The sequence below is a fragment of the Paracoccus pacificus genome, assembly GCF_042680785.1.
GTDB classification, from domain to species: Bacteria; Pseudomonadota; Alphaproteobacteria; order Rhodobacterales; family Rhodobacteraceae; genus Paracoccus; species Paracoccus pacificus.
Window position 1 is genome coordinate 67,266 of the sequence record NZ_JBHUEN010000046.1, and the last position, 18,901, is coordinate 86,166.

Here is an 18,901-nt window from a genome sequence, read left to right on the forward strand (position 1 = left end):
TTCGCAGGCCGTTCTGGCATCCCTGCCGCGGTCAGACAAGCGGCGATGCTAGCGTTGCGCGTTTTGCCAGTTCGCGGGCATCTGTGGCGCAAGATTCTCGGCGGCCAGCATGCCGCGCCCCAGCAGGTGATCCGCCGCCTTTTCACCGGTCATGATCGACGGGGCGTTCAGATTGCCATTGGTGATCCGGGGAAAGATCGAGCTGTCGGCGACGCGCAATCCGCGCACGCCGATCACCCGCAATTCGGGATCGACCACGGCCATCGGATCCGAAACCGCCCCCATCCGCGCGCTTCCGCAGGGATGATAGGCCGATTCGGCATGTTCGCGGATGAATGCGTCGATCTGCGGGTCGCTTTGGGCATCCGCGCCGGGCTGGATCTCGGCGCCGCGAAACGGGGCGAAGGCGGGTTGACCGAAAATTTCGCGGGTCAGCCGCACGCAGGCGCGAAAATCCTGCCAATCCTCGTCATGGGACATATAGTTGAACCGGATCGCTGGCGCGGCCGCAGGGTCCGGGCTGTTCAGCCTGATGTTCCCGCGCGATTTCGACCGCATCGGACCGACATGGGCCTGAAACCCGTGCCCCAGCGCCGAGGCGCGGCCATCATAGCGCACCGCAAGCGGCAGGAAATGGTACTGGATATCGGGGTAATCCACCCCGGGGCGCGAGCGGATGAAGCCGCAGCTTTCAAACTGGTTCGAGGCGCCAAGCCCGGTTCCGGTGAACAGCCAGCGCGCGCCGATCGTGCCTTTGCCCCAGAGGTTCCAGTGCTTGTATAAGGTTACAGGCTGAATAGCCTGATATTGCATATAAATCTCAAGGTGGTCCTGAAGGTTCTCACCCACGCCGGGACGATCCGCGATCACCGGAATGCCCATTTCCGCCAAATGCGCCGCCGGACCGATACCGGACAGCATCAGCAGTTTCGGGGTGTTGATCGAGCTAGCCGACAGGATCACCTCGATCCCGGCGGCAATGGTTTTCACGCCGCCCGATGTGCGTATCTCGACCCCGGTCGCGCGTTTGTCCGAAATGATAACTTTATGCGCCAATCCTTTGATAAGACGCAGTTTACCCGTCTTTAACGCCGGGCGCAGATAGGCGTTCGCGGTGGACCAGCGGCGGCCTTTCCAGATCGTCGCCTCCATCGCGCCGAAACCTTCCTGACGGGCGCCGTTGTAATCGGCGGTGACCGGATAGCCGGCCTGCTGGCCGGCGGTGATGAAGGCATCGAACAGCGGGTTCTGGCGTGGACCGCGGGTGACATGCATCGGCCCGTCATGGCCGCGATAGCCGCCGTCATCGGCGTCGCCCGATCCGCCGTGCCAGGTCTCCATCCGCTTGAAATAGGGTAGAACGTCGCCGTAGCCCCAGCCGGTGGCGCCGGAATCCCTCCAGAAATCAAAGTCTTTCGCGTGACCCCTGACAAAGACCATGCCGTTGATCGAGGATGAGCCGCCCAGCACCTTGCCGCGCGGCGTGGCCAGCCGCCGCCCGCCCAAACCCGGCTCGGGCTCGCTGGAGAATCCCCAGTCATAGCGGGACATATTCATCGGATAGCTGAGCGCCGCGGGCATCTGGATGAAGGGGCCGTAATCGGTGCCGCCGAATTCGATCAGATCGACGCGATGCCCGGCCATGACCAGACGGTAAGCCAGCGCGCAGCCCGCCGAACCAGCCCCGACCACGACGTAATCGGCAACCGCGCTCATGCCCGCACCGGGGTGGCCGAGGTGATTTTCCCGGGATCAGAACGGCGCATCCACGGGCCCCATACCGACGTAGACGGATTTTATCTGCGTGTAATGCTCGACCGCCGCATGGCCGTTTTCGCGCCCGACACCCGACAGCTTGACGCCGCCAAAGGGCATCTCGACCGGGGTCAGGTTATAGGCGTTGATCCATGTGATGCCGGCTTCAAGCCGCGCGACGACCCGGTGTCCGCGCGCCAGATCCGCCGTGAAAACCCCCGCCGCAAGCCCGTAGGGCGAGGCATTGGCCCGGGCGATAACCTCATCCTCGGTCCGGAAGCTCAGCACCGCCATCACCGGGCCGAAGATTTCCTCCGAGGCGATCTCCATGCTGTCGGTCGCATCGGCAAAGACGGTGGGCGGCACGAAAGGCCCCTCGCCCTCGCCGCCGCAGACCTTGCGTATGCCCTGCCCCTCGGCGCGGGCGATGAAGCCGCGCACATTGGCAAGCTGCGCGGCGCTGACGATCGGGCCAAGCTGGGTCGTCTCGTCCATCGGGTCGCCGATGCGGATGGCGGCGGCGCGGGCGGCAAGCGCCTCCAGAAACGCCGGCCGCAGACCCTCTTGGACGAAAACCCGCGTGCCGTTGGAACAGACCTGCCCCGACGAATAGAAATTGGCCAGCATCGCCGCGCCCACCGCATCATCCAGATTGGCGTCGTCGAAAACGATCAGCGGGGATTTGCCGCCCAACTCCATCGTGACATGGCGCATGCCGGCGGCGGCCTCGGCATAGACGCGCAAGCCCGTGGCCACCGATCCGGTCAGCGAGACCTTGGCCACGCGGGGATCGTTGATCAGCGCCGCACCGACCGCCGCGCGCCCCTGAACGACATTGAACAGGCCCGGCGGCAGCCCGGCGCGCGCCAGGATCTCGGCCAGTTTCAGCGCACCGAGCGGGGTGATTTCCGACGGCTTGAACACCATCGCATTGCCAAAGGCCAGCGCCGGGGCGGCTTTCCAGCAGGCGATCTGGCTGGGGTAATTCCACGCGCCGATGCCTGCGCAAACACCCAGAGGCTCGCGCCGGGTATAGGCCCAGTCCCGGCCCAGCGGGATATGTTCGCCCGTCACGCTGGGGGCGAGGCCGGCGAAATATTCCAGCGCGTCGGCGCCCGACGGCCAGTCCGCCACGCGGGTTTCCTGAATGGGCTTGCCGGTGTCCAGCGTCTCGAGCCGCGCCAGCTCCTCGGCGTTCTCGCGGATCAGCCGGGCGGCATCCGAAAGAATGCGCGCACGCTCGACCGGGCGGGTGTCGGCCCAGTCGGGCTGGGCGCGGGCGGCCGCGGCGACGGCGGCGGCGGCCTGATCGGGCGTCGCCTCTTTCAGCCGCGCGATGACCCGGCCGTCATAGGGGTAGATAACGGGCAGCTCTGCGCCGTCACCTTCGACGAATTTTCCGTCAATCCAGTTGCTTGCCGTGGGTTGTTCAGTCATTTTTTCAAGATCCCGTCAAGATAGCGGCGTACCGAGCCGGCCGCCCGGTCAGGATCCGCCGGAAGGTCCGAAAGCGCCGCCCGCAGATAGACGCCGTCGATCAATGCGCCCGTGGTCGCGGCGATGCCCTCGGCCCGGTCGCCGGTCAGCGGCCGCAGCGCCGACAACAGGTTCGAGCGCAGACGGCGCCGATAAACCCGCAAAAGCCGGGCCGCGTCCGGGCTGACCTGCGCCATGGCGTAGAAATTAAGCCAGGCGGAAATCACCTCGTCATGAAAATTGTCTGGCGCGAATGAGCCGGTGATGATCGCATCCAGTCGTTCGGCCGGCGCTTGGACCTGCGCCAGCCGCGCCCGTACCGAACCGGCGTAATCAGCAAGTATCTGGCGCATCGCGGCCAGAAATATCTGGTCCTTCGATCCGAAATAATGATGCGCAAGCGCCGAGGACATGCCCGCCTTGCGCGCAATCTGCGCAACCGTGACATCCAGCGACCCCGCCTGCCCGATGGTGGCGATTGCCGCTTTGACCAGCGCGGCCCTTCGGATAGGCTCTGCCCCAAGTTTTGGCATAGGTGATCCATAAAACGGTTGCTTTGCATTGCTAACGGATTTTTAATTGACTCGTCAATCAACAAACAGGGAGCGAGATGATGATCACCGGAAAACTGGCCCAAACGCTGGCCAAGACGCTGGCCGTAACGACGCTTTTGTCGGCCATGGCCCTGCCCGCCGCGGCGGCAGAGGAACCCGCGTCCTGCCAGACGGTGCGTTTCGCCGATGTGGGCTGGACCGACATCACCGCGACCACGGCGGTCGCCTCGACGGTGCTGCAGGCACTGGGGTACAAAACCGATACCAAGGTGCTGTCGCTTCCGGTGACCTATACGGCCATGTCGACGAATGACATCGACGTGTTTCTGGGCAACTGGATGCCCACGCAGGAAAACGACCTTGCCCCCTATCGCGATGCCGGAACGGTGGATGTGGTGCGCACCAACCTGACCGGGGCGAAATACACGCTGGCCACGAACAAGGCCGGGGCCGATCTTGGGCTGGATGATTTCGGCAAGATCAAGGATTACAAGGACCAGCTTGACGGCAAGATCTACGGGATCGAGCCCGGCAATGACGGCAACCGCCTGCTGCTGGACATGGTTGCGGGCGACAAGTTCGGGCTGGGCACCTTCGAGATCGTCGAATCGAGCGAACAGGGCATGCTGGCACAGGTCGCGCGTGCCGATGCGGCGAACAAGCCGATCGTGTTTCTGGGCTGGGCGCCGCATCCGATGAACGAGGCTTATCAGATGACCTATCTGGCGGGCGGCGATGACGTTTTCGGACCCGATTTCGGCGGCGCACGGGTCGATACCAACGTGCGTCAGGGCTATGTCAAGGAATGCCCCAATGTCGGGAAGTTCCTTGAAAATCTGGAATTCACCCTGCCCATGGAAAACACCATCATGGGTAAGATACTGGATGACGGCATGGATCCGGCCGAGGCCGCCAAGGAATGGCTGAAGGCCAACCCGGATGCCGCGACCCCGTGGCTGGCCGGCGTGACCACCGTTGACGGTGGCGATGCCGCACAGGCGCTGACGGCAAGCCTGGCCGACTGATCCTTCGGCGGCGGTCGGGGCGCGGGACCGAACACCCCCACCCGACCGCTGCCCCTGTATGTCTTCGGCGAAAGGACCGCTGATGGATTGGCTGACCGATCTGATCACCAACACCAAAATACCCGTGGGCCGCACGGCCAAGATCACCTTCGACTGGCTCAAGGCCAATGCCTCGGGTCTGTTTCAGGCGATCTCGGACGGGCTGAACGCCCTGATCGGCGGCATTCTGTGGTGTCTCGAGACACCGAACCCCTTTGTCATCATCGCCGTTTTCGTGGCGCTTACGTGGATCCTGCGGCGCAACTGGATCACCTGCGTCGGGGTGGTGCTTGGGTTTCTGTTCATCCTCAATCAGGATTACTGGCAGGAAACCATGCAGTCGCTGACCCTGATCCTTGCGGCCTGCGTGGTCTGCATGGGGGTCGGCGTCCCGGTCGGCATCGCGGCCGCCCATCGGCCCCGGCTTTATGCGTGGATGCGGCCGGTCCTTGATCTCATGCAGACGCTGCCGACCTTCGTCTATCTGATCCCGGCCATCGTGTTTTTCGGCATCGGCATGGTGCCCGGCCTTGTGGCGACGGTGATTTTCGTGCTGCCGGCCCCGATCCGGCTGACCCATCTGGGGATCAGCACCACACCGCCGGCGCTGGTCGAGGCCGCGACCGCATTCGGCGCCACCGGACGGCAATTGCTGTGGAAGGTCGAGCTGCCAAGCGCATTGCCGCAGATCATGGCCGGGTTGAACCAGACCATCATGCTGTCGCTGTCGATGGTGGTCATCGCGGCGATGGTCGGCGCCGACGGGTTGGGGGTCAAGGTTGTCCGCGCCCTGAACAGCGTGAACACCGCTATGGGTTTTGAATCGGGGGTGGTGATCGTCGTCGTCGCGATCATGCTTGACCGGATGCTGCGGGTGGAGCGTCGCAAATGAACGATCAGACATCACGGACCGCCGTCGAGTTCGACGCCGTCAACATCGTCTTCGGCAAGAAACCGCAAGAGGCGCTGCCCCTGATGGACGCAGGGCTGGAGCGCGCCGAGATCAAGGCCCGCACCGGGCAGGTGCTGGGCGTCCACAACTGTTCGCTGAAGGTCGCCGAGGGCGAGATACTGGTGCTGATGGGCCTGTCCGGCTCGGGCAAATCGACGCTGCTGCGGGCGGTGAACGGGCTGAACCCGGTGGTGCGGGGCGAGGTCCGGGTCTGGGACGGCGAAAACATGCGCTCGGTCACCCATGCCGGCAAGTCGGAATTGCGATCGCTGCGGCTGTCGACCGTCTCGATGGTCTTTCAGCAGTTCGGGCTGTTGCCGTGGCGCACGGTCCGCGAAAACGTCGGCCTTGGGCTGGAGCTTGCCGGGCGTGGTCCGGCCGAGCGCGATGCGCAGGTCGAGCAGCAGTTGGAAACCGTCGGCCTGTCCGACTGGGCCGACCGCCGGGTGGGCGAATTGTCGGGCGGGATGCAGCAGCGCGTCGGGCTGGCCCGCGCCTTCGCGACCGATGCCCCGATCCTTTTGATGGACGAGCCGTTCAGCGCGCTGGACCCGCTGATCCGCACCCGCCTTCAGGATGAGCTGCTGGACCTTCAGGCCCGCACCCGCCGCACGATCATCTTCGTCAGTCACGATCTGGACGAGGCCTTCAAGCTCGGGAACCGCATCGCGCTGATGGAGGGCGGCCGTATCGTCCAATGCGGCACCGCGCGGCAGATCATCGCCAATCCGGTCAATGACTATGTGGCGGATTTCGTGACCCATATGAATCCGCTCGGCGTGCTGACGGTCGCCGATGTGGTCGAACCCGGCGAGGCCGCGGGCGAGCCGCTGCCCCGCGACATGACCGTGCGCGAGGTGATGACCCGTCTGGCCGCGGCCGAGGCCTTGCCGGTGATGGGCGGCGGCCGAGTGACGCGGGCCAGCGTATTGGCCAGCCTGCTCGATCCGCAACAGGCGGCCTGAGGCCGGCGTTACAGCTTGGTCTGGTTCGGCAAGGGCGTGATGACGCGCCGCCGGACCCGCGCCTCGCGCCAGGTCATATAGCTGATCGCGGCGATGATGATCGCGCCGCCCAGCAGGATAAAGGGGTCAAGCGGGTCGCCGAATGCGAACGTGCCAAGAAGCGTGGCCCAGACCAGTTGCAGAAAGGTGACCGGCTGGGTCACGGTCAGCGGCGCGGCGGCAAAGGCCCGCGTCATCGCGTAATGCCCGGCCGTCGCGAAGGCCGCGGTCAGCGCCAGCCACGCGGTTTGCACCAGCGTCGGCGGCACCCAGACCGCGACGGCGAACGGCAAAAGCGCGATGGTCACGGTCAGGGACATCATCGCCACCACCGCCACCGGCGAGACCAGCGCCGACAACCGTTTCGCGACAAGATAGGACAGCCCGAAACTGACCGCCGCGCAAAGCTGGGCGATCTGGCCGTTTCCCAGCTCGCGAAAGCCCGGCCGCAGCACGATCACCGCCCCGACCAGCGCCACCAGAATGGCGATGATGCGGCGCATCGCCAGACGCTCGCCCAGAAACAGCGCCGCCCCCACCGTCACCACGATCGGGTTCAGATAGCCAAGCGCCGTCACCTCGGCCAGGGGCAGGCGCGCCATGGCGTAAAACCACAGCATCACCCCGATGGCATGAAGCGCACCGCGCAGGCCGAACAGCTTCCAGATCGGCATAGAAAAGCCGGTGCGCAGGATCGGGACCAGCGCCGGGCAGAGGAAGATCAGCCCGAACAGAAACCGCAGAAACGCGGATTGCGGCGCCGGCAGCGCGGTGCCCAGATGCCGCACGATGGCGTTCATGCCGACGAAGACCAGACCGGCAAGCAGCATCCAAAGGATGCCGCTGACATTCGACCTTGCGGTTTCGGTCATAGCGGCGGCGGGGCTGACGGATTGGCTCATGCCGCCATAGAAAACCCAAGGCCCGGGCGGGCGCAAGGGCCGACGCCGCGGATTGCGGGGCCGGTCAGGCGCGGTCGGATCTCGCCTTCACCGCGACCCCCGATTGCCGGCAAGGGCGCCCCTGCCGGCAGGGAGGCCGAACCGATGGCGATCAGTCGGCATAGGCCGGCGGCGGGGCATAGCCCGGCTGGTCGCCGCGCGGTGCATCGGGAAAAGCGCAGGGGCGTTCCATGCAGGGCCGCGGCCCCGGCGGCAAAGCAGCCGCGCGGTCGATCAGCGCGAAAACCGCCGTGCCGATGACACCGACATTCGCCCTCGACCCCGCCGCGCTGTTGGCAGCATAGGAATCGGCCGGGTTCGAGAACCGGAAAACCGCGATCTCGGCCTGGCTTTTGCGGAAACCGGCAATCCGGACGGACTGCCCGGGACGCAGGACATGGCCCCGGTTCCGGAAACTGCCCGGACGGCCGTTCAGCACGTCAAGCCCGTCGACGGTGGTCACGATCTCATAGGTGTTCGAGGTCGAATAGTTCCGATATTCAAGGATATAGCTTTCCCCGACCCGGCCCTGCAGGTGGTCGATCCCGGCCGCGCGCGTGATCGGCCAAGGGGTACCGTTGGCCCTTAACACCCGCAGCCCGACCCGTCCGTTCGCGATCGGAATCTCGCGGACAGGTTCGCCCCGGTAAGCCGTCGCGGCATAGCGCAGCGTGCTGACGGCCAGCGGCTCGTTACTCTGGCGGCGCAGGTCGACCGTGCGGGCGCGCGATTCCACCCCCTCGCCCCATTGCGTCCCAAGGGAGGATTCCATGGCGACGCGCTCAACCGAATTCGCCGCGGCGGCCGGCGCGGCAGCGGAATCGACCGAGGCGGTCGTGGAGACCGGGGCACCGCAACCCGCCAGCGCCAAGGCGCCCGACAGGACGAAAAGCCAGACAAACGGCCGCAGAACGTCGCGCAGAAACGGCATGCCCATGTACCCCGCCAAGCACTCACGCATCCAGCCTAGGCGGGAAGAATTAACAGTCAATGAATATCGGGGCGATTGCAGGGCTTTGGTTTCGCGCTGGCTTTTCCGCACCCGGCCGGGTTAGCATCCGCGCGCGCAATCACCGACAAGGCCCCGCCCATGCCCCTGATCCAGATCCTGAACGGTCCGAACCTGAACCTGCTGGGCCAGCGCCAGCCGGAAATCTATGGTGCCGAGACGCTGGCGGATGTTCAGGCGCGGTGCGAAACCCTCGCGGCGGAACTTGGGCTGAGCCTGCGGTTTCAGCAGTCGAACCATGAAGGCGCGCTGGTCGATATGATACAGGCCGCGCGGCAGGATGCGGCGGGGATCGTGATCAACCCCGCCGCCTACAGCCATACGTCGGTCGCCATTCTGGACGCGCTGAACGCCTTTGACGGGCCGGTGATCGAGGTTCATATCTCGAACATCCACAAGCGCGAGGCGTTTCGCCACCACTCCTTTGTCAGCGCCCGCGCCGATGGCGTGATCGCGGGTTGCGGCACCGATGGCTATCTGCTGGCGCTGCGCCGGCTGGCCTCGATGCTGGCTTAGCCGGTCAGGATCAGGCCAAGCGCGATCGACCACATGATCACGCCGATCGCGGCGTCCAGCACCTGCCACGCGCGGGGGCGGCGAAAGACCGGGGCCAGCAGCCGCGCGCCATAGCCAAGCGCGAAGAAGAACAGAAACGACGCGGTGATCGCACCGGCGGCAAACGGCGCGCCTTCGTGGCTGGCCGATACCGCGCCCAGCAGAACCACCGTATCAAGCCAGACATGGGGGTTCAGCCAGGTCAGCGCCGCCACGGTGCCGATGGTCGCGGCCAGCGTGGCCCCGCCGCCGCGCCCGGCGCGCAACGCCGTATCCCCCCGCCATGCGGCGCGAAACGCCCGCGCGCCATACCAGATCAGAAATGCCGCGCCGCCCCAGCGCATCACCTGCATGGCGACCGGCGCCTGCGCGGCGATAATACCCGCACCCCCCACCCCCAGAGAGATCAGCACCGCATCCGAGAGCGCGCAGAACAGGCAGACCCAGAACACATGCTGCCGCAGCAGGCCCTGTTTCAGGACAAAGGCGTTCTGCGCCCCGATGACCAGTATCAGCGACAATCCGGTGCCCAGACCGGCCAGATAGGAATTCACCCGCGGCTCCGTTTCTGATGTGCAGAAGGTTCTTGCGTGACGGCGCCAGTTCAATCAAATTAAAAAATATGATGCGATTTAAGTATTTCTAATGCACGACTATGCCGCGCTGGCCGCATTGGCCCATGTCATCCGGCGCGGCACTTTCGATGCCGCGGCGGCGGCGCTTGGCATCACGCCCTCGGCCGTCTCGCAACGCATCAAGGCATTGGAGGAACGGCTGGGCGCGGTTCTGGTCCGGCGCGGGACGCCCGCCACGGGGACCGAGGCCGGTCTGCGGCTGGTCCAGCATTTCGATCAGGTGCGGTTGCTGGAACAGCGGCTTGACGACGACATGCGGCCGGCCGACGGCCCGGCAAGCCTGCGCATCGCGGTCAACGCCGACAGTCTGGCGACCTGGTTCCCGGCGGTCCTGCCGGCGCTGCCGGTGCTTTACGATCTCGTCGTCGACGATCAGGACCATGCTGCCGAATGGCTGCGGCGCGGACAGGTCTCTGCCGCCATCACCTCGCAACCGGCGCCGGTGCCCGGCTGCGACAGTTTCGATCTGGGTGCGATGCGCTATCAGGCGCTGGCCACACCTGCGTTCAGGGCAAGGTATTTTGGCGCCGCTACGGATGCCGGTGCCGCCGCGGATGCCTTTGCCGCCGCGCCCTGCGTCACCTTCAACAGCAAGGATGGGCTGCAGGCGCGTTGGGCCGAGGCGGTGGCGGGCACGCGGCTGCACCTGACCGGCCATATGGTGCCCTCGTCCGAGGCCTTTGCCCGGATCGTCGAACTGGGTCTGGGCTGGGGCATGATCCCCGACATGATGTCGGATGCCGCGCGGGCGAGCGGCGCGCTGATACCGCTGGTCCCCGACCGGCCGATGTATGTGGCGCTTTACTGGCAGGTCAGCCGGGCGATGGCGACGGCGCTGGTGCCGCTGACCCGGCGGATAAGAAAACGGGCCACAGAGATCCTGCGGCCCTGACCGGTTCCGACACCCCGGCGGCGGGTTAAAGCTGTGCCGCGACTTCCTCGGACAGGTCGAAATTGCCGGTCACGTTCTGAACGTCGTCGTCGTCCTCCAGCGCCTCGATCAGCTTCATCAGCTTCTGCGCGGTATCAAGGTCGATTTCGGTCGGCGCCTGCGGTTTCCAGATCAGCTTGGCGGTCTCGGATTCGCCAAGGCTGGCTTCGAGCGCGGTCGAAACCTCGTTCAGGGCGGTGTCGGCGCAATAGATCCAATGGCCTTCCTCATCGGATTCCACGTCATCCGCGCCGGCCTCGATCGCCGCCAGCATGACGGTATCGGCGTCGCCCGCCGCCAGCGGATATTTGATCTCGCCCACGCGGTCGAACATGAACGCGACCGAGCCGGTCTGCCCCAGATCGCCGCCGTATTTGGTGAAATAGGACCGCACGTTCGAGGCCGTCCGGTTGCGGTTGTCGGTCATCGCCTCGACCATGATGGCGATGCCGTTGGGGCCATAACCCTCATACCGGATCTCGTCATAGTTTTCGGCGTCCCCGCCCATGGATTTCTTGATCGCGCGGTCGATGACGTCCTTTGGCACCGACTGGCTTTTCGCTTCCTTCACGGCAAGCCGCAGCCGCGGGTTTTTGTCGGGGTCCGGGTCGCCCATCTTGGCGGCGACGGTGATTTCCTTGGCCAGCTTGGAAAACAGCTTCGAGCGTATCGCATCCTGCCGCCCCTTGCGGTGCTGGATGTTCGCCCATTTGGAATGGCCTGCCATAGCGCGTGATCCTTCGTCAAAGCGGCCACGGGCGTGACCGCCGGGCCGGAAAATTCTGCGCCCGTCTTTAGGCGGGCGGCGTGCCGGGATCAAGTCCACACGCGACCGGCACAATTCTGGATTGTTATGCTGGTAACGCCACACTTTCTTCTTGCGTTAACGATTTATTCAACTTTAACGTGCAATCGTTAACCAAGAATAATGAATTAAGCGACAGTCAAAGGGGCAGGCGGAAATGTCTGAGGTAACGGCCGTCATTCTGAAGGATGCGTTTTATGTCGTTTCCGGAACGAATACGCCCTTCATCCAATATGAGGAGATGAGTTTCGCGACCGACACGGTCACCAGCCTGCGCATTACCGACGACGATGCCGGCTTTGACCGGGCACGCTATGCCGGCTTTGACTATGATCAGGTGCTGACGGATGCGGTGACCTGGTCGGGCGACGGCTGGTCCGAGACCTGGCCCGCGGGAACCGTCATCGGCTATCAGAACGGCGCGATCATGGAGACCGAGATCGACGGCCAGAGCTATCGCTATTACATGTCGATGCCGTTCACGGAAAGCGATACGGGCAGCGTGCAGGCGATGGGCCAGAAGCATGTCGTGCTGGTGTTTCCGGTCGGTGATGCGCCGCCGTTCGATCCGGCGCGCACCTATATGAAGGTGACCGAGAACACCAATCCCCCGGCATCGCAGAACTATAACCCTCCGGCCGCGGTGCCGTGTTTCGCGACCGGCACGCTGATCGCCACGCCGGGCGGTGATCGCCCGATCGAGACGCTTTTGCCGGGTGATCTGGTGCTGACCCGCGACAACGGTCCCCGGCCGCTGCGCTGGATCGGCGGGCGGTCGCTGTCGGGCCATGATCTGGACCTGCAGCCGAACCTGTATCCGATCCTGATCCGCAAGGGCGCGCTGGGTCGGGCTGCGGACGGGCCGTTGCCGGCGCGGGACCTGACCGTTTCGCCCCAGCATCGGGTCTGGCTGCGTTCGACCATCGCGGCGCGGATGTTCGGCACGGATGAGGTGCTGGTGGCGGCCAAGCATCTGGTCGGCTTGCCCGGCATCACCGTTTTGCGGGACGCGCGCGGCGTCACCTATATGCATATGCTTTTCGACCGGCACGAACTGGTCCTGTCGGACGGCTGCTGGACGGAATCGCTTTTCACCGGCCCCGGGGCGCTGAACGCCCTGACCGTTTCCCAGCGCCGCGAGATACTGGCGCTGTTCCCCGAACTCGGGATCGGCGGGACCGGGCTGCCATCCGGCGCGCGCCCCTTTGCAAAGGGTGCGCAGGCCCGCCAGCTTGCCGCGCGCCATGCGCGAAACCGCAAGGCGCTGGTGTCCTGACCGGATCGGCGGACGCCCGGCGTTCGGCGCGGCGGGCCGGATTGGCGCGGCTTATTTCACCGTGATGCGGCCGTCGATGACCGGCTTCCAGTTCGGGCCGGCCTTGGCGAGGTAATCCGCCAGCACATCGGCCAGATCGGGACCGAAGTCATAGGCGTTCTTGCCCTCGGTCTCGAAAACCTTGAACCCGTCGCCGCCATTGCGGACATAGTTGTTGGTCACCACGCCATAGGTCTTGGCCCGGTCGATGGGCACCCAGCCGTCACCTTCACGCACCATCACGTCGCTGATCCGGCTGTCGACGGGGGCGGCGGGGTCGACGGTATATTTCAGCCCGGCGACCTGCGCGAAACGGCCGGCCTGCTCCTCATACTGGCTGGCACCGTTTTCCAGCGCCTTGACGATGGTGGCGCCGGTCGCCTCGAAGGTGGACAGGGTGTTCTGGAACGGCAGCACGCTCAGCACCTCGCCCATGGTCACCGGCCCCTGGTCGATCGAGGCGCGCAAACCGCCGCCGTTCTCGATGGCGATGGTCATGCCCTGATCCTTGACCCGCGCCAGCATGGCGTCGGCCACGGCATTGCCCATCTCGCATTCCTTTTGCCGGCAGTTTTCGCGGGCGCCGTCGATGGGGGCGGCGATCTCGGCCACCTGCTTTTGCTTCAGCTCTTCGATGGGGGCGGCCATTTCCTTGACCCGGGCGGCGATCTTCGGGTCAGGCGTGACCGAACTGTCCAGCAGGATCGGCGCGCCCTCGGTCTTGATCAGCTTGCCCGAGTCGTCGAACGTCAGGATAAGATGGCCCAGATATTTGGAATAGGAATAGGCCGTCGCCACCGGCACATCGACCCCGTCGGCCCCCTTGACCATCGTCGGATAGGGACCGGCCGCGCCCTCCATATCGCCCAGAAGCGTATGCGAATGCCCCCCGACCACCGCATCCAGCCCGGGCACCTCGGCGGCGAACTGCTGGTCGCGCACATAACCGGTGTGGGTCAGGGCGATGATCTTGTTCACGCCCGCGTCGGTCAGCGCCTGCACGTCGCCCTTGAGACTTTCCATGTCGTCCTGAAAGATCACGTTCGGGCCGGGTGAGGCCGTTTCCGGCGTATCCATCGCCAAGGCCGAGACGATGCCGATCTTTTCACCGCCCACGTCCAGCGTCAGGGTATCTTTCACCTTGTCTTTCAGGACATTCGACTGCGACAGGTCGAGATTTCCCGAAACCACCGGAAACTTCGCCCCGTCCAGCAGGACCTTGAGCCCCTCGGGGCCGTCATCGAATTCATGGTTGCCGACCGTCATCGCGTCGAAACCGATGTCGTTCATGAACTCGACCGTATCCTTGCCCTTGTAGGTCGTATAGAACAGGCTGCCCTGATACTGGTCCCCCGCGTCCAGCACGATGACATTCTCGCCCTTGTCCTCAAGCTCCTTGCGCAACTCGTTGATCTTGGTGGCAAGCCGGGCGACGCCGCCGAAACATTCGCCCTTGGCTTCGGTTTCCGCATCGCAGGTGCTGTCGAAAGCGTTGATCGGTTCCATCCGGCTGTGAAAATCGTTGATATGCAGGACATGCAGCGTGTATTCGGCCCGCGCGACACCGGCGGTCAGGGTCAATGCTGCGGCCGAGGTCATCAGCAAACGGGTCATGGAACGCGTCGGGAAACGTTGCGTGAAACGAGTCATGGAATTCTCCGCCATCGGGGTTGGTGGGGTTGTCGGCGGGATCATGCGGACAAAGGGCGCCGGGGTCAAACCCATGACGGCAAGTTGATGGCGGCGCGACTTGGTCCTATCAGGGGCCGATGGAAAGGGGTGCACATGCTGATCTACAAGATTTTCCGGCGCGATGAATGGGCGCAGATGCAGGCCGACGGCCTGACCTCGGGCGCGCCGGTGGATCTGGCCGACGGGTTCATTCACTTTTCGACCGCCGGGCAGGCGCAGGATACCGCCGCCAAGCATTTCGCCGGCGCGGAAGGGTTGTGGCTGGTCGCGGTCGACGCCGACCGGCTCGGCCCCGACCTGCGGTGGGAGGTCTCACGCGGCGGTGCGCTTTTCCCGCATCTCTACCGCCCCTTGCGCATGTCCGAGGTGATCTGGTCGCGCCCCCTGCCCCTGCGCGACGGCGTTCACGATTTCGGAGCACTGGCATGACGATGTGGGAACGGATGGGGCTGGCGGCGCTGCACCGGATGGACCCCGAACGGGCGCATGATCTGTCGATCCGTGCCTTGCAGGCCCGTCTGGTCCCCTTGCCCGGCCCCTTCACCAGCGACCGGCTGGGCTCGCGGCTGGCGGGAATGGACCTGCCGAACCCGGTCGGGCTCGCCGCCGGTTACGACAAGAATGCCCGCGCCGTGGCACCGCTGATGCGCGCGGGCTTTGGTTTTCTGGAGGTCGGCGCCGCCACGCCCCGGCCGCAACCCGGCAATCCCCGGCCACGGCTGTTCCGGCTGACGCCGGACCGCGCCATCATCAACCGCTTCGGCTTCAACAATCAGGGCGCGGGCGCCATCGCCGACCGCCTTGCGGCGCGGCCCAAAGGCGTGCCGGTCGGCCTGAATATCGGCGCCAACAAGGACAGCGCCGACCGAGCCGCCGATTTCGCCGAGGTGGTGCGGATCGCCGGCGCCTCGGCCGATTTCCTGACCGTCAACGTCTCATCGCCCAACACCGAAAAACTGCGCGATCTTCAGGGGGCGGCGGCGCTGGACCGTCTGCTGGCGGGTGTGATCGCCGCGCGTGACGCGCTGCCCCGGCGGGTGCCGCTGTTCGTCAAGATCGCCCCCGACCTCACCGACGCGGAACTTGCCGATCTGGCCGCCGTGGTCATGGGCGCGGGGCTTGACGGGATCATCGCCACAAACACCACCCTGTCGCGCGACGGCCTGCGTGATCCGCAGCGCGGCGAAGCGGGCGGGCTGTCGGGGCGGCCGCTGCTGGACCGCTCGACCCGGGTGCTGGCCCGGCTTTACCGGCTGGTCGGGGGACGCATGCCGCTGATCGGCGTGGGCGGGATCGCCTCGACCGATGACGCCTGGCAAAAGATCAGGGCCGGTGCCGCGGCGGTGCAGATCTATTCGGCGCTGATCTGGGAGGGGTTTTCGCTGGCCACGGAAATCGCGCGCGGGCTTGACCGGAAACTGGCCGAGGCGAAAATCCCGACATTGGCCGAGGCGGTGGGCAGCGGCGCGGCGGACTGGGACGGCTGATCCGCGCGGTCCTATTCGTCGACCACCGACAATAGCGAGGGCACGGCCGGACAGGGCAACAGCGCGTTCTTGGACACATCGGCAAGCGTGGTGTTGTGCAGGAACACATAGACATGCGCCGACAGGCTTTGCCACAGCCGGTTCGACAGCGATTGCGCCAGCGACCCCGACGACCCGCCCGAGGCGCCGGCCCCCACATGCAGCGCGCTGACGGTTTCATCGACCGCCGCCAGAACCTCGGCCAGGCGGATCGTCTCGGGCGCGCGGGTCAGACGATAGCCGCCGCCCGGACCGCGCACCGATTCCACCAGACCGGCCCGGCGCAGGCGCACGAAAAGCTGCTCCAGATACGGAAGCGAGATGTCCTGACGCCGCGAAATATCGGCCAGAGAGGTCGGCTCGGCCCCGCCGGCGGTGGCCAGATCGACCAGCGCCACCGTCGCATAGCGCCCTTTGGTCGACAGCTTCATCTATTCCCCCTTGGGCCGCTGGCCGCTGTTTCTTGACGGCAGGGTCCGGCATCGGCTAACCACCCCCGGTCGGGTCGCTTTGGCCACGGCGCTTGCGATCGGTGCTTGCGATCTGCGATGCGCGTGCCCACCTTGGCTGATGACTAAATCCTGCGGTCCTTCCCGTCAAGAATGGCCGTCATTCCGCGAGTTTTGCATATGCCCGAACTGATTTTCCCCGGTCCCGATGGTCGTCTCGAGGGGCGCTATCACCCGCAGCCCATCTCGGATGCGCCCATTGCGATCATCCTGCATCCCCATCCGCAATATGGCGGCACGATGAACAATCGCGTCGTCTATAACCTGCATTACGCCTTTCACCGCATCGGCTTCACGGTGATGCGTTTCAACTTTCGCGGCGTCGGCCGGTCGCAGGGCGAATATGATCAGGGCATCGGCGAATTGTCCGATGCCGCCTCGGCGCTGGATTATCTGCAGGCGATGAACCCCAATTCGAAGCATTGTTGGGTCGCGGGTTTCAGCTTTGGCGCCTGGATCGGGATGCAACTGCTGATGCGCCGGCCCGAGATCACCGGCTTCATCAGCGTCGCCCCGCAGGCCAATGTCTATGATTTCAGCTTTCTCGCCCCCTGCCCCTCGTCCGGGCTGATCATCAACGGCACCGCCGACCGCGTGGCGCCGCCGAAAGACACCGCCAATCTGGTCGCCAAGCTGCGCGAGCAGAAGGGCATCACCATTTCGCACGAGGAAGTCGAGGGCGCCGATCATTTCTTCCGCGATGATGAGGCGCATATGAAACCGATGATCGACACGGTTCAGGCTTACGTGCGGCGGCGGCTGACGGAAAACACCCGCTGACGGAATGATCCGCGGCGAAACGATGAAAGGCGCCCGTCACAGGCGCCTTTTTTCATTGGGACCACTGCCGGCCCGTCAGGCGGCCGACCGGCAAAGCACGGGGCGCCCGGAACCACCCGGACCGGCTTTGGCCCCGGGCTGCCCACGCCGGGCTAATTCACCAGCGGATGGGCGTTGCGGATATGACGCCGCGCAAGCCCGCGCGCACGGCTGCCCGACACCATGGGCCGCGCCGCCGGAACGCTGTCGGTCGAACCGCGCAACGCCGGGAAGATGGTGAAAATCTCCTCGGCCGCGGCGGGGCTGAGCGATTCGATCACCTGCGGGCCGGGATACAGCGTCTCGGCCTCGGCACCATTGGCGAACACGATTTCGTGGTTTTCCAGCATGAGGTGGAAATAGGTCACGCCCGGCCCTGACGCCACTTCCTCGATGCCCGGAATGCCGGTCAACGCGACCGCCGGAACCAGCAGCTCCTCGGTGTCGAACATTTTGACGGCGATATGCGAACGCACCAGCACGCGATGCTGCCGCGACAGATACAGATCGGACGACGGCATATTTTTACCAAGCGCCCCGGTGCGAATGACGAACGGGCGCAGTTTGGCATCCGCCTGCATTTCCACATCGTCTATTCGGCGCATGCCGATCCAGCGCACCGGATGAAGCCCATTGTCGCGGGTCATGACCATATCGCCGACCCGAATATCCTCGACCGGCTTTTCGCCGTTTTCCGTCGCAATTGCCGTTCCGTTACAGAAACAAAGCAGGAATTGCGCCAGATCATATCGAACCGAGTCCACCGCGGTGAAGGCGGTTACATAATTGCTGCCGTTCGTGCCGGCGGAACTCGGAAGCTGGATGCTGACGATCGGATAGGTCGTGACGCTGGCCACCTCGCCGCTTTCGCCGCCGTTGACCGGGGGCGGCATCATGAACACGTTGCCGCTGGTATCCTGAAACAACCGCGCGACCGTGGTCACGGTGTGCAGCGAGCCGTCGGGGTATTGCTGGGTCAGGACGACATTGCGCACCCGGATGGTGCTGTCGATTTCATACGAATAATTATTCCCGTTCAGGGTATAGCTGATGCGTTCCTGCGCGCCGGGCGCGTTGTTCAGCACGATCCCGTTCGTCGACGTATCGTGAAGCGTCACCTCGACGACATGGTCATAAAGCGGATCGGTATTTGACCCGTAGGTCTGACCTCTGACCGTGCTGAACGCCCGCTCGGCGTCATAGCGCGGACCCGCCGAATCCTCATCGACGTCCCAATCGGCCATTTTGCCGATATGAATCATTCTGTAGGTCGCGTCAGCCATATCATACCCTCCATCTGAATTATTCCCGGCGGAATCCGCAGGTCGGGGTCCCGCTAACAGCGATGTGGCATCACGA

Annotated in this window: 19 protein-coding genes; 9 read left to right on the forward strand and 10 right to left on the reverse strand. The window is 64.9% G+C overall.

What is annotated here, in order from left to right; genetic code table 11:
• Positions 1–48 precede the first annotated feature (48 nt).
• Genes betA through betI form a run of 3 tightly spaced genes read right to left on the reverse strand, consistent with a single transcriptional unit; the run spans position 49 to position 3,764 of the window.
• A complete protein-coding gene (gene betA / locus ACFSCT_RS16400; RefSeq protein WP_379144553.1) occupies positions 49–1,716 on the reverse strand; it encodes a choline dehydrogenase in 1,668 nt (555 codons plus the stop codon).
• Between the two features lie 36 nt (positions 1,717–1,752).
• Positions 1,753–3,192 carry a betaine-aldehyde dehydrogenase gene (gene betB / locus ACFSCT_RS16405; RefSeq protein ID WP_379144555.1) on the reverse strand — a complete coding sequence of 480 codons (1,440 nt, stop codon included), beginning with the start codon at positions 3,190–3,192 and terminating at the stop codon, positions 1,753–1,755.
• A complete protein-coding gene (gene betI / locus ACFSCT_RS16410; protein ID WP_379144557.1) occupies positions 3,189–3,764 on the reverse strand; it encodes a choline-binding transcriptional repressor BetI in 576 nt (191 codons plus the stop codon). Before betI ends, betB begins: the two co-directional genes overlap by 4 nt.
• 77 nt (positions 3,765–3,841) lie before the next feature.
• Between betI and choX the strand changes: the two genes are divergently transcribed.
• From choX to choV, 3 genes are all read left to right on the forward strand, one after another.
• The gene (choX, locus tag ACFSCT_RS16415) at positions 3,842–4,810 is read left to right on the forward strand and encodes a choline ABC transporter substrate-binding protein (protein WP_379144559.1); all 969 of its coding nucleotides are present in this window, start codon (positions 3,842–3,844) and stop codon (positions 4,808–4,810) included.
• Between the two features lie 82 nt (positions 4,811–4,892).
• On the forward strand, positions 4,893–5,741 hold the full coding sequence (gene choW, locus ACFSCT_RS16420) for a choline ABC transporter permease subunit (protein ID WP_379144560.1): 849 nt from the start codon (positions 4,893–4,895) through the stop codon (positions 5,739–5,741).
• Positions 5,738–6,766 (forward strand): choline ABC transporter ATP-binding protein, encoded by a 1,029-nt coding sequence (gene choV, locus ACFSCT_RS16425; protein WP_379144562.1) that lies wholly within the window; start codon positions 5,738–5,740, stop codon positions 6,764–6,766. Before choW ends, choV begins: the two co-directional genes overlap by 4 nt.
• Before the next feature lie 8 nt (positions 6,767–6,774).
• Here choV and ACFSCT_RS16430 read toward each other — a convergent pair whose 3' ends face one another.
• A complete protein-coding gene (locus tag ACFSCT_RS16430; RefSeq protein WP_379144732.1) occupies positions 6,775–7,677 on the reverse strand; it encodes a DMT family transporter in 903 nt (300 codons plus the stop codon).
• Between the two features lie 181 nt (positions 7,678–7,858).
• The gene (locus ACFSCT_RS16435; protein ID WP_379144563.1) at positions 7,859–8,683 is read right to left on the reverse strand and encodes a hypothetical protein; all 825 of its coding nucleotides are present in this window, start codon (positions 8,681–8,683) and stop codon (positions 7,859–7,861) included.
• 153 nt (positions 8,684–8,836) lie between these two features.
• Between ACFSCT_RS16435 and aroQ the strand changes: the two genes are divergently transcribed.
• Positions 8,837–9,271, forward strand: coding sequence for a type II 3-dehydroquinate dehydratase (aroQ, locus tag ACFSCT_RS16440; RefSeq protein ID WP_379144566.1), 435 nt, complete (start codon positions 8,837–8,839; stop codon positions 9,269–9,271).
• On the opposite strand, the gene ACFSCT_RS16445 is transcribed toward aroQ, so the two are convergent.
• Entirely contained in the window at positions 9,268–9,864 is a 597-nt protein-coding gene (locus tag ACFSCT_RS16445) for a LysE/ArgO family amino acid transporter (protein ID WP_379144568.1), read from the reverse strand. The genes aroQ and ACFSCT_RS16445 overlap by 4 nt on opposite strands.
• A 91-nt stretch (positions 9,865–9,955) precedes the next feature.
• Here ACFSCT_RS16445 and ACFSCT_RS16450 point away from each other — a divergent pair, with 91 nt between their 5' ends.
• Positions 9,956–10,837: a LysR family transcriptional regulator ArgP gene (locus ACFSCT_RS16450; protein WP_379144570.1), complete on the forward strand. Its 882-nt coding sequence runs from the start codon at positions 9,956–9,958 to the stop codon at positions 10,835–10,837.
• Positions 10,838–10,862: 25 nt separating this feature from the next.
• On the opposite strand, the gene ACFSCT_RS16455 is transcribed toward ACFSCT_RS16450, so the two are convergent.
• A complete protein-coding gene (locus ACFSCT_RS16455; protein WP_379144573.1) occupies positions 10,863–11,603 on the reverse strand; it encodes a YebC/PmpR family DNA-binding transcriptional regulator in 741 nt (246 codons plus the stop codon).
• A gap of 235 nt (positions 11,604–11,838) precedes the next feature.
• Between ACFSCT_RS16455 and ACFSCT_RS16460 the strand changes: the two genes are divergently transcribed.
• On the forward strand, positions 11,839–12,957 hold the full coding sequence (locus ACFSCT_RS16460) for a Hint domain-containing protein (protein ID WP_379144576.1): 1,119 nt from the start codon (positions 11,839–11,841) through the stop codon (positions 12,955–12,957).
• Positions 12,958–13,008: 51 nt separating this feature from the next.
• Here the strand turns inward: ACFSCT_RS16460 and ACFSCT_RS16465 are convergent, their stop codons facing one another.
• Complete coding sequence (locus ACFSCT_RS16465; protein WP_379144733.1) at positions 13,009–14,610, reverse strand: bifunctional metallophosphatase/5'-nucleotidase; 1,602 nt, start codon at positions 14,608–14,610, stop codon at positions 13,009–13,011.
• A gap of 171 nt (positions 14,611–14,781) precedes the next feature.
• On the opposite strand from ACFSCT_RS16465, the gene ACFSCT_RS16470 reads away from it, so the two are divergent.
• Positions 14,782–15,117, forward strand: a complete 336-nt coding sequence (locus tag ACFSCT_RS16470; RefSeq protein WP_379144578.1) for a DUF952 domain-containing protein — start codon at positions 14,782–14,784, stop codon at positions 15,115–15,117.
• Positions 15,114–16,175: a quinone-dependent dihydroorotate dehydrogenase gene (locus ACFSCT_RS16475; RefSeq protein WP_379144580.1), complete on the forward strand. Its 1,062-nt coding sequence runs from the start codon at positions 15,114–15,116 to the stop codon at positions 16,173–16,175. Before ACFSCT_RS16470 ends, ACFSCT_RS16475 begins: the two co-directional genes overlap by 4 nt.
• Before the next feature lie 11 nt (positions 16,176–16,186).
• Here ACFSCT_RS16475 and iscR read toward each other — a convergent pair whose 3' ends face one another.
• Positions 16,187–16,645 (reverse strand): Fe-S cluster assembly transcriptional regulator IscR, encoded by a 459-nt coding sequence (gene iscR / locus ACFSCT_RS16480; RefSeq protein WP_379144581.1) that lies wholly within the window; start codon positions 16,643–16,645, stop codon positions 16,187–16,189.
• Positions 16,646–16,843: 198 nt separating this feature from the next.
• Between iscR and ACFSCT_RS16485 the strand changes: the two genes are divergently transcribed.
• On the forward strand, positions 16,844–17,503 hold the full coding sequence (locus ACFSCT_RS16485) for an alpha/beta hydrolase (protein ID WP_379144583.1): 660 nt from the start codon (positions 16,844–16,846) through the stop codon (positions 17,501–17,503).
• 152 nt (positions 17,504–17,655) lie between these two features.
• Here the strand turns inward: ACFSCT_RS16485 and ACFSCT_RS16490 are convergent, their stop codons facing one another.
• The gene (locus ACFSCT_RS16490; RefSeq protein ID WP_379144586.1) at positions 17,656–18,825 is read right to left on the reverse strand and encodes a Hint domain-containing protein; all 1,170 of its coding nucleotides are present in this window, start codon (positions 18,823–18,825) and stop codon (positions 17,656–17,658) included.
• Between the last annotated feature and the right edge of the window lie 76 nt (positions 18,826–18,901).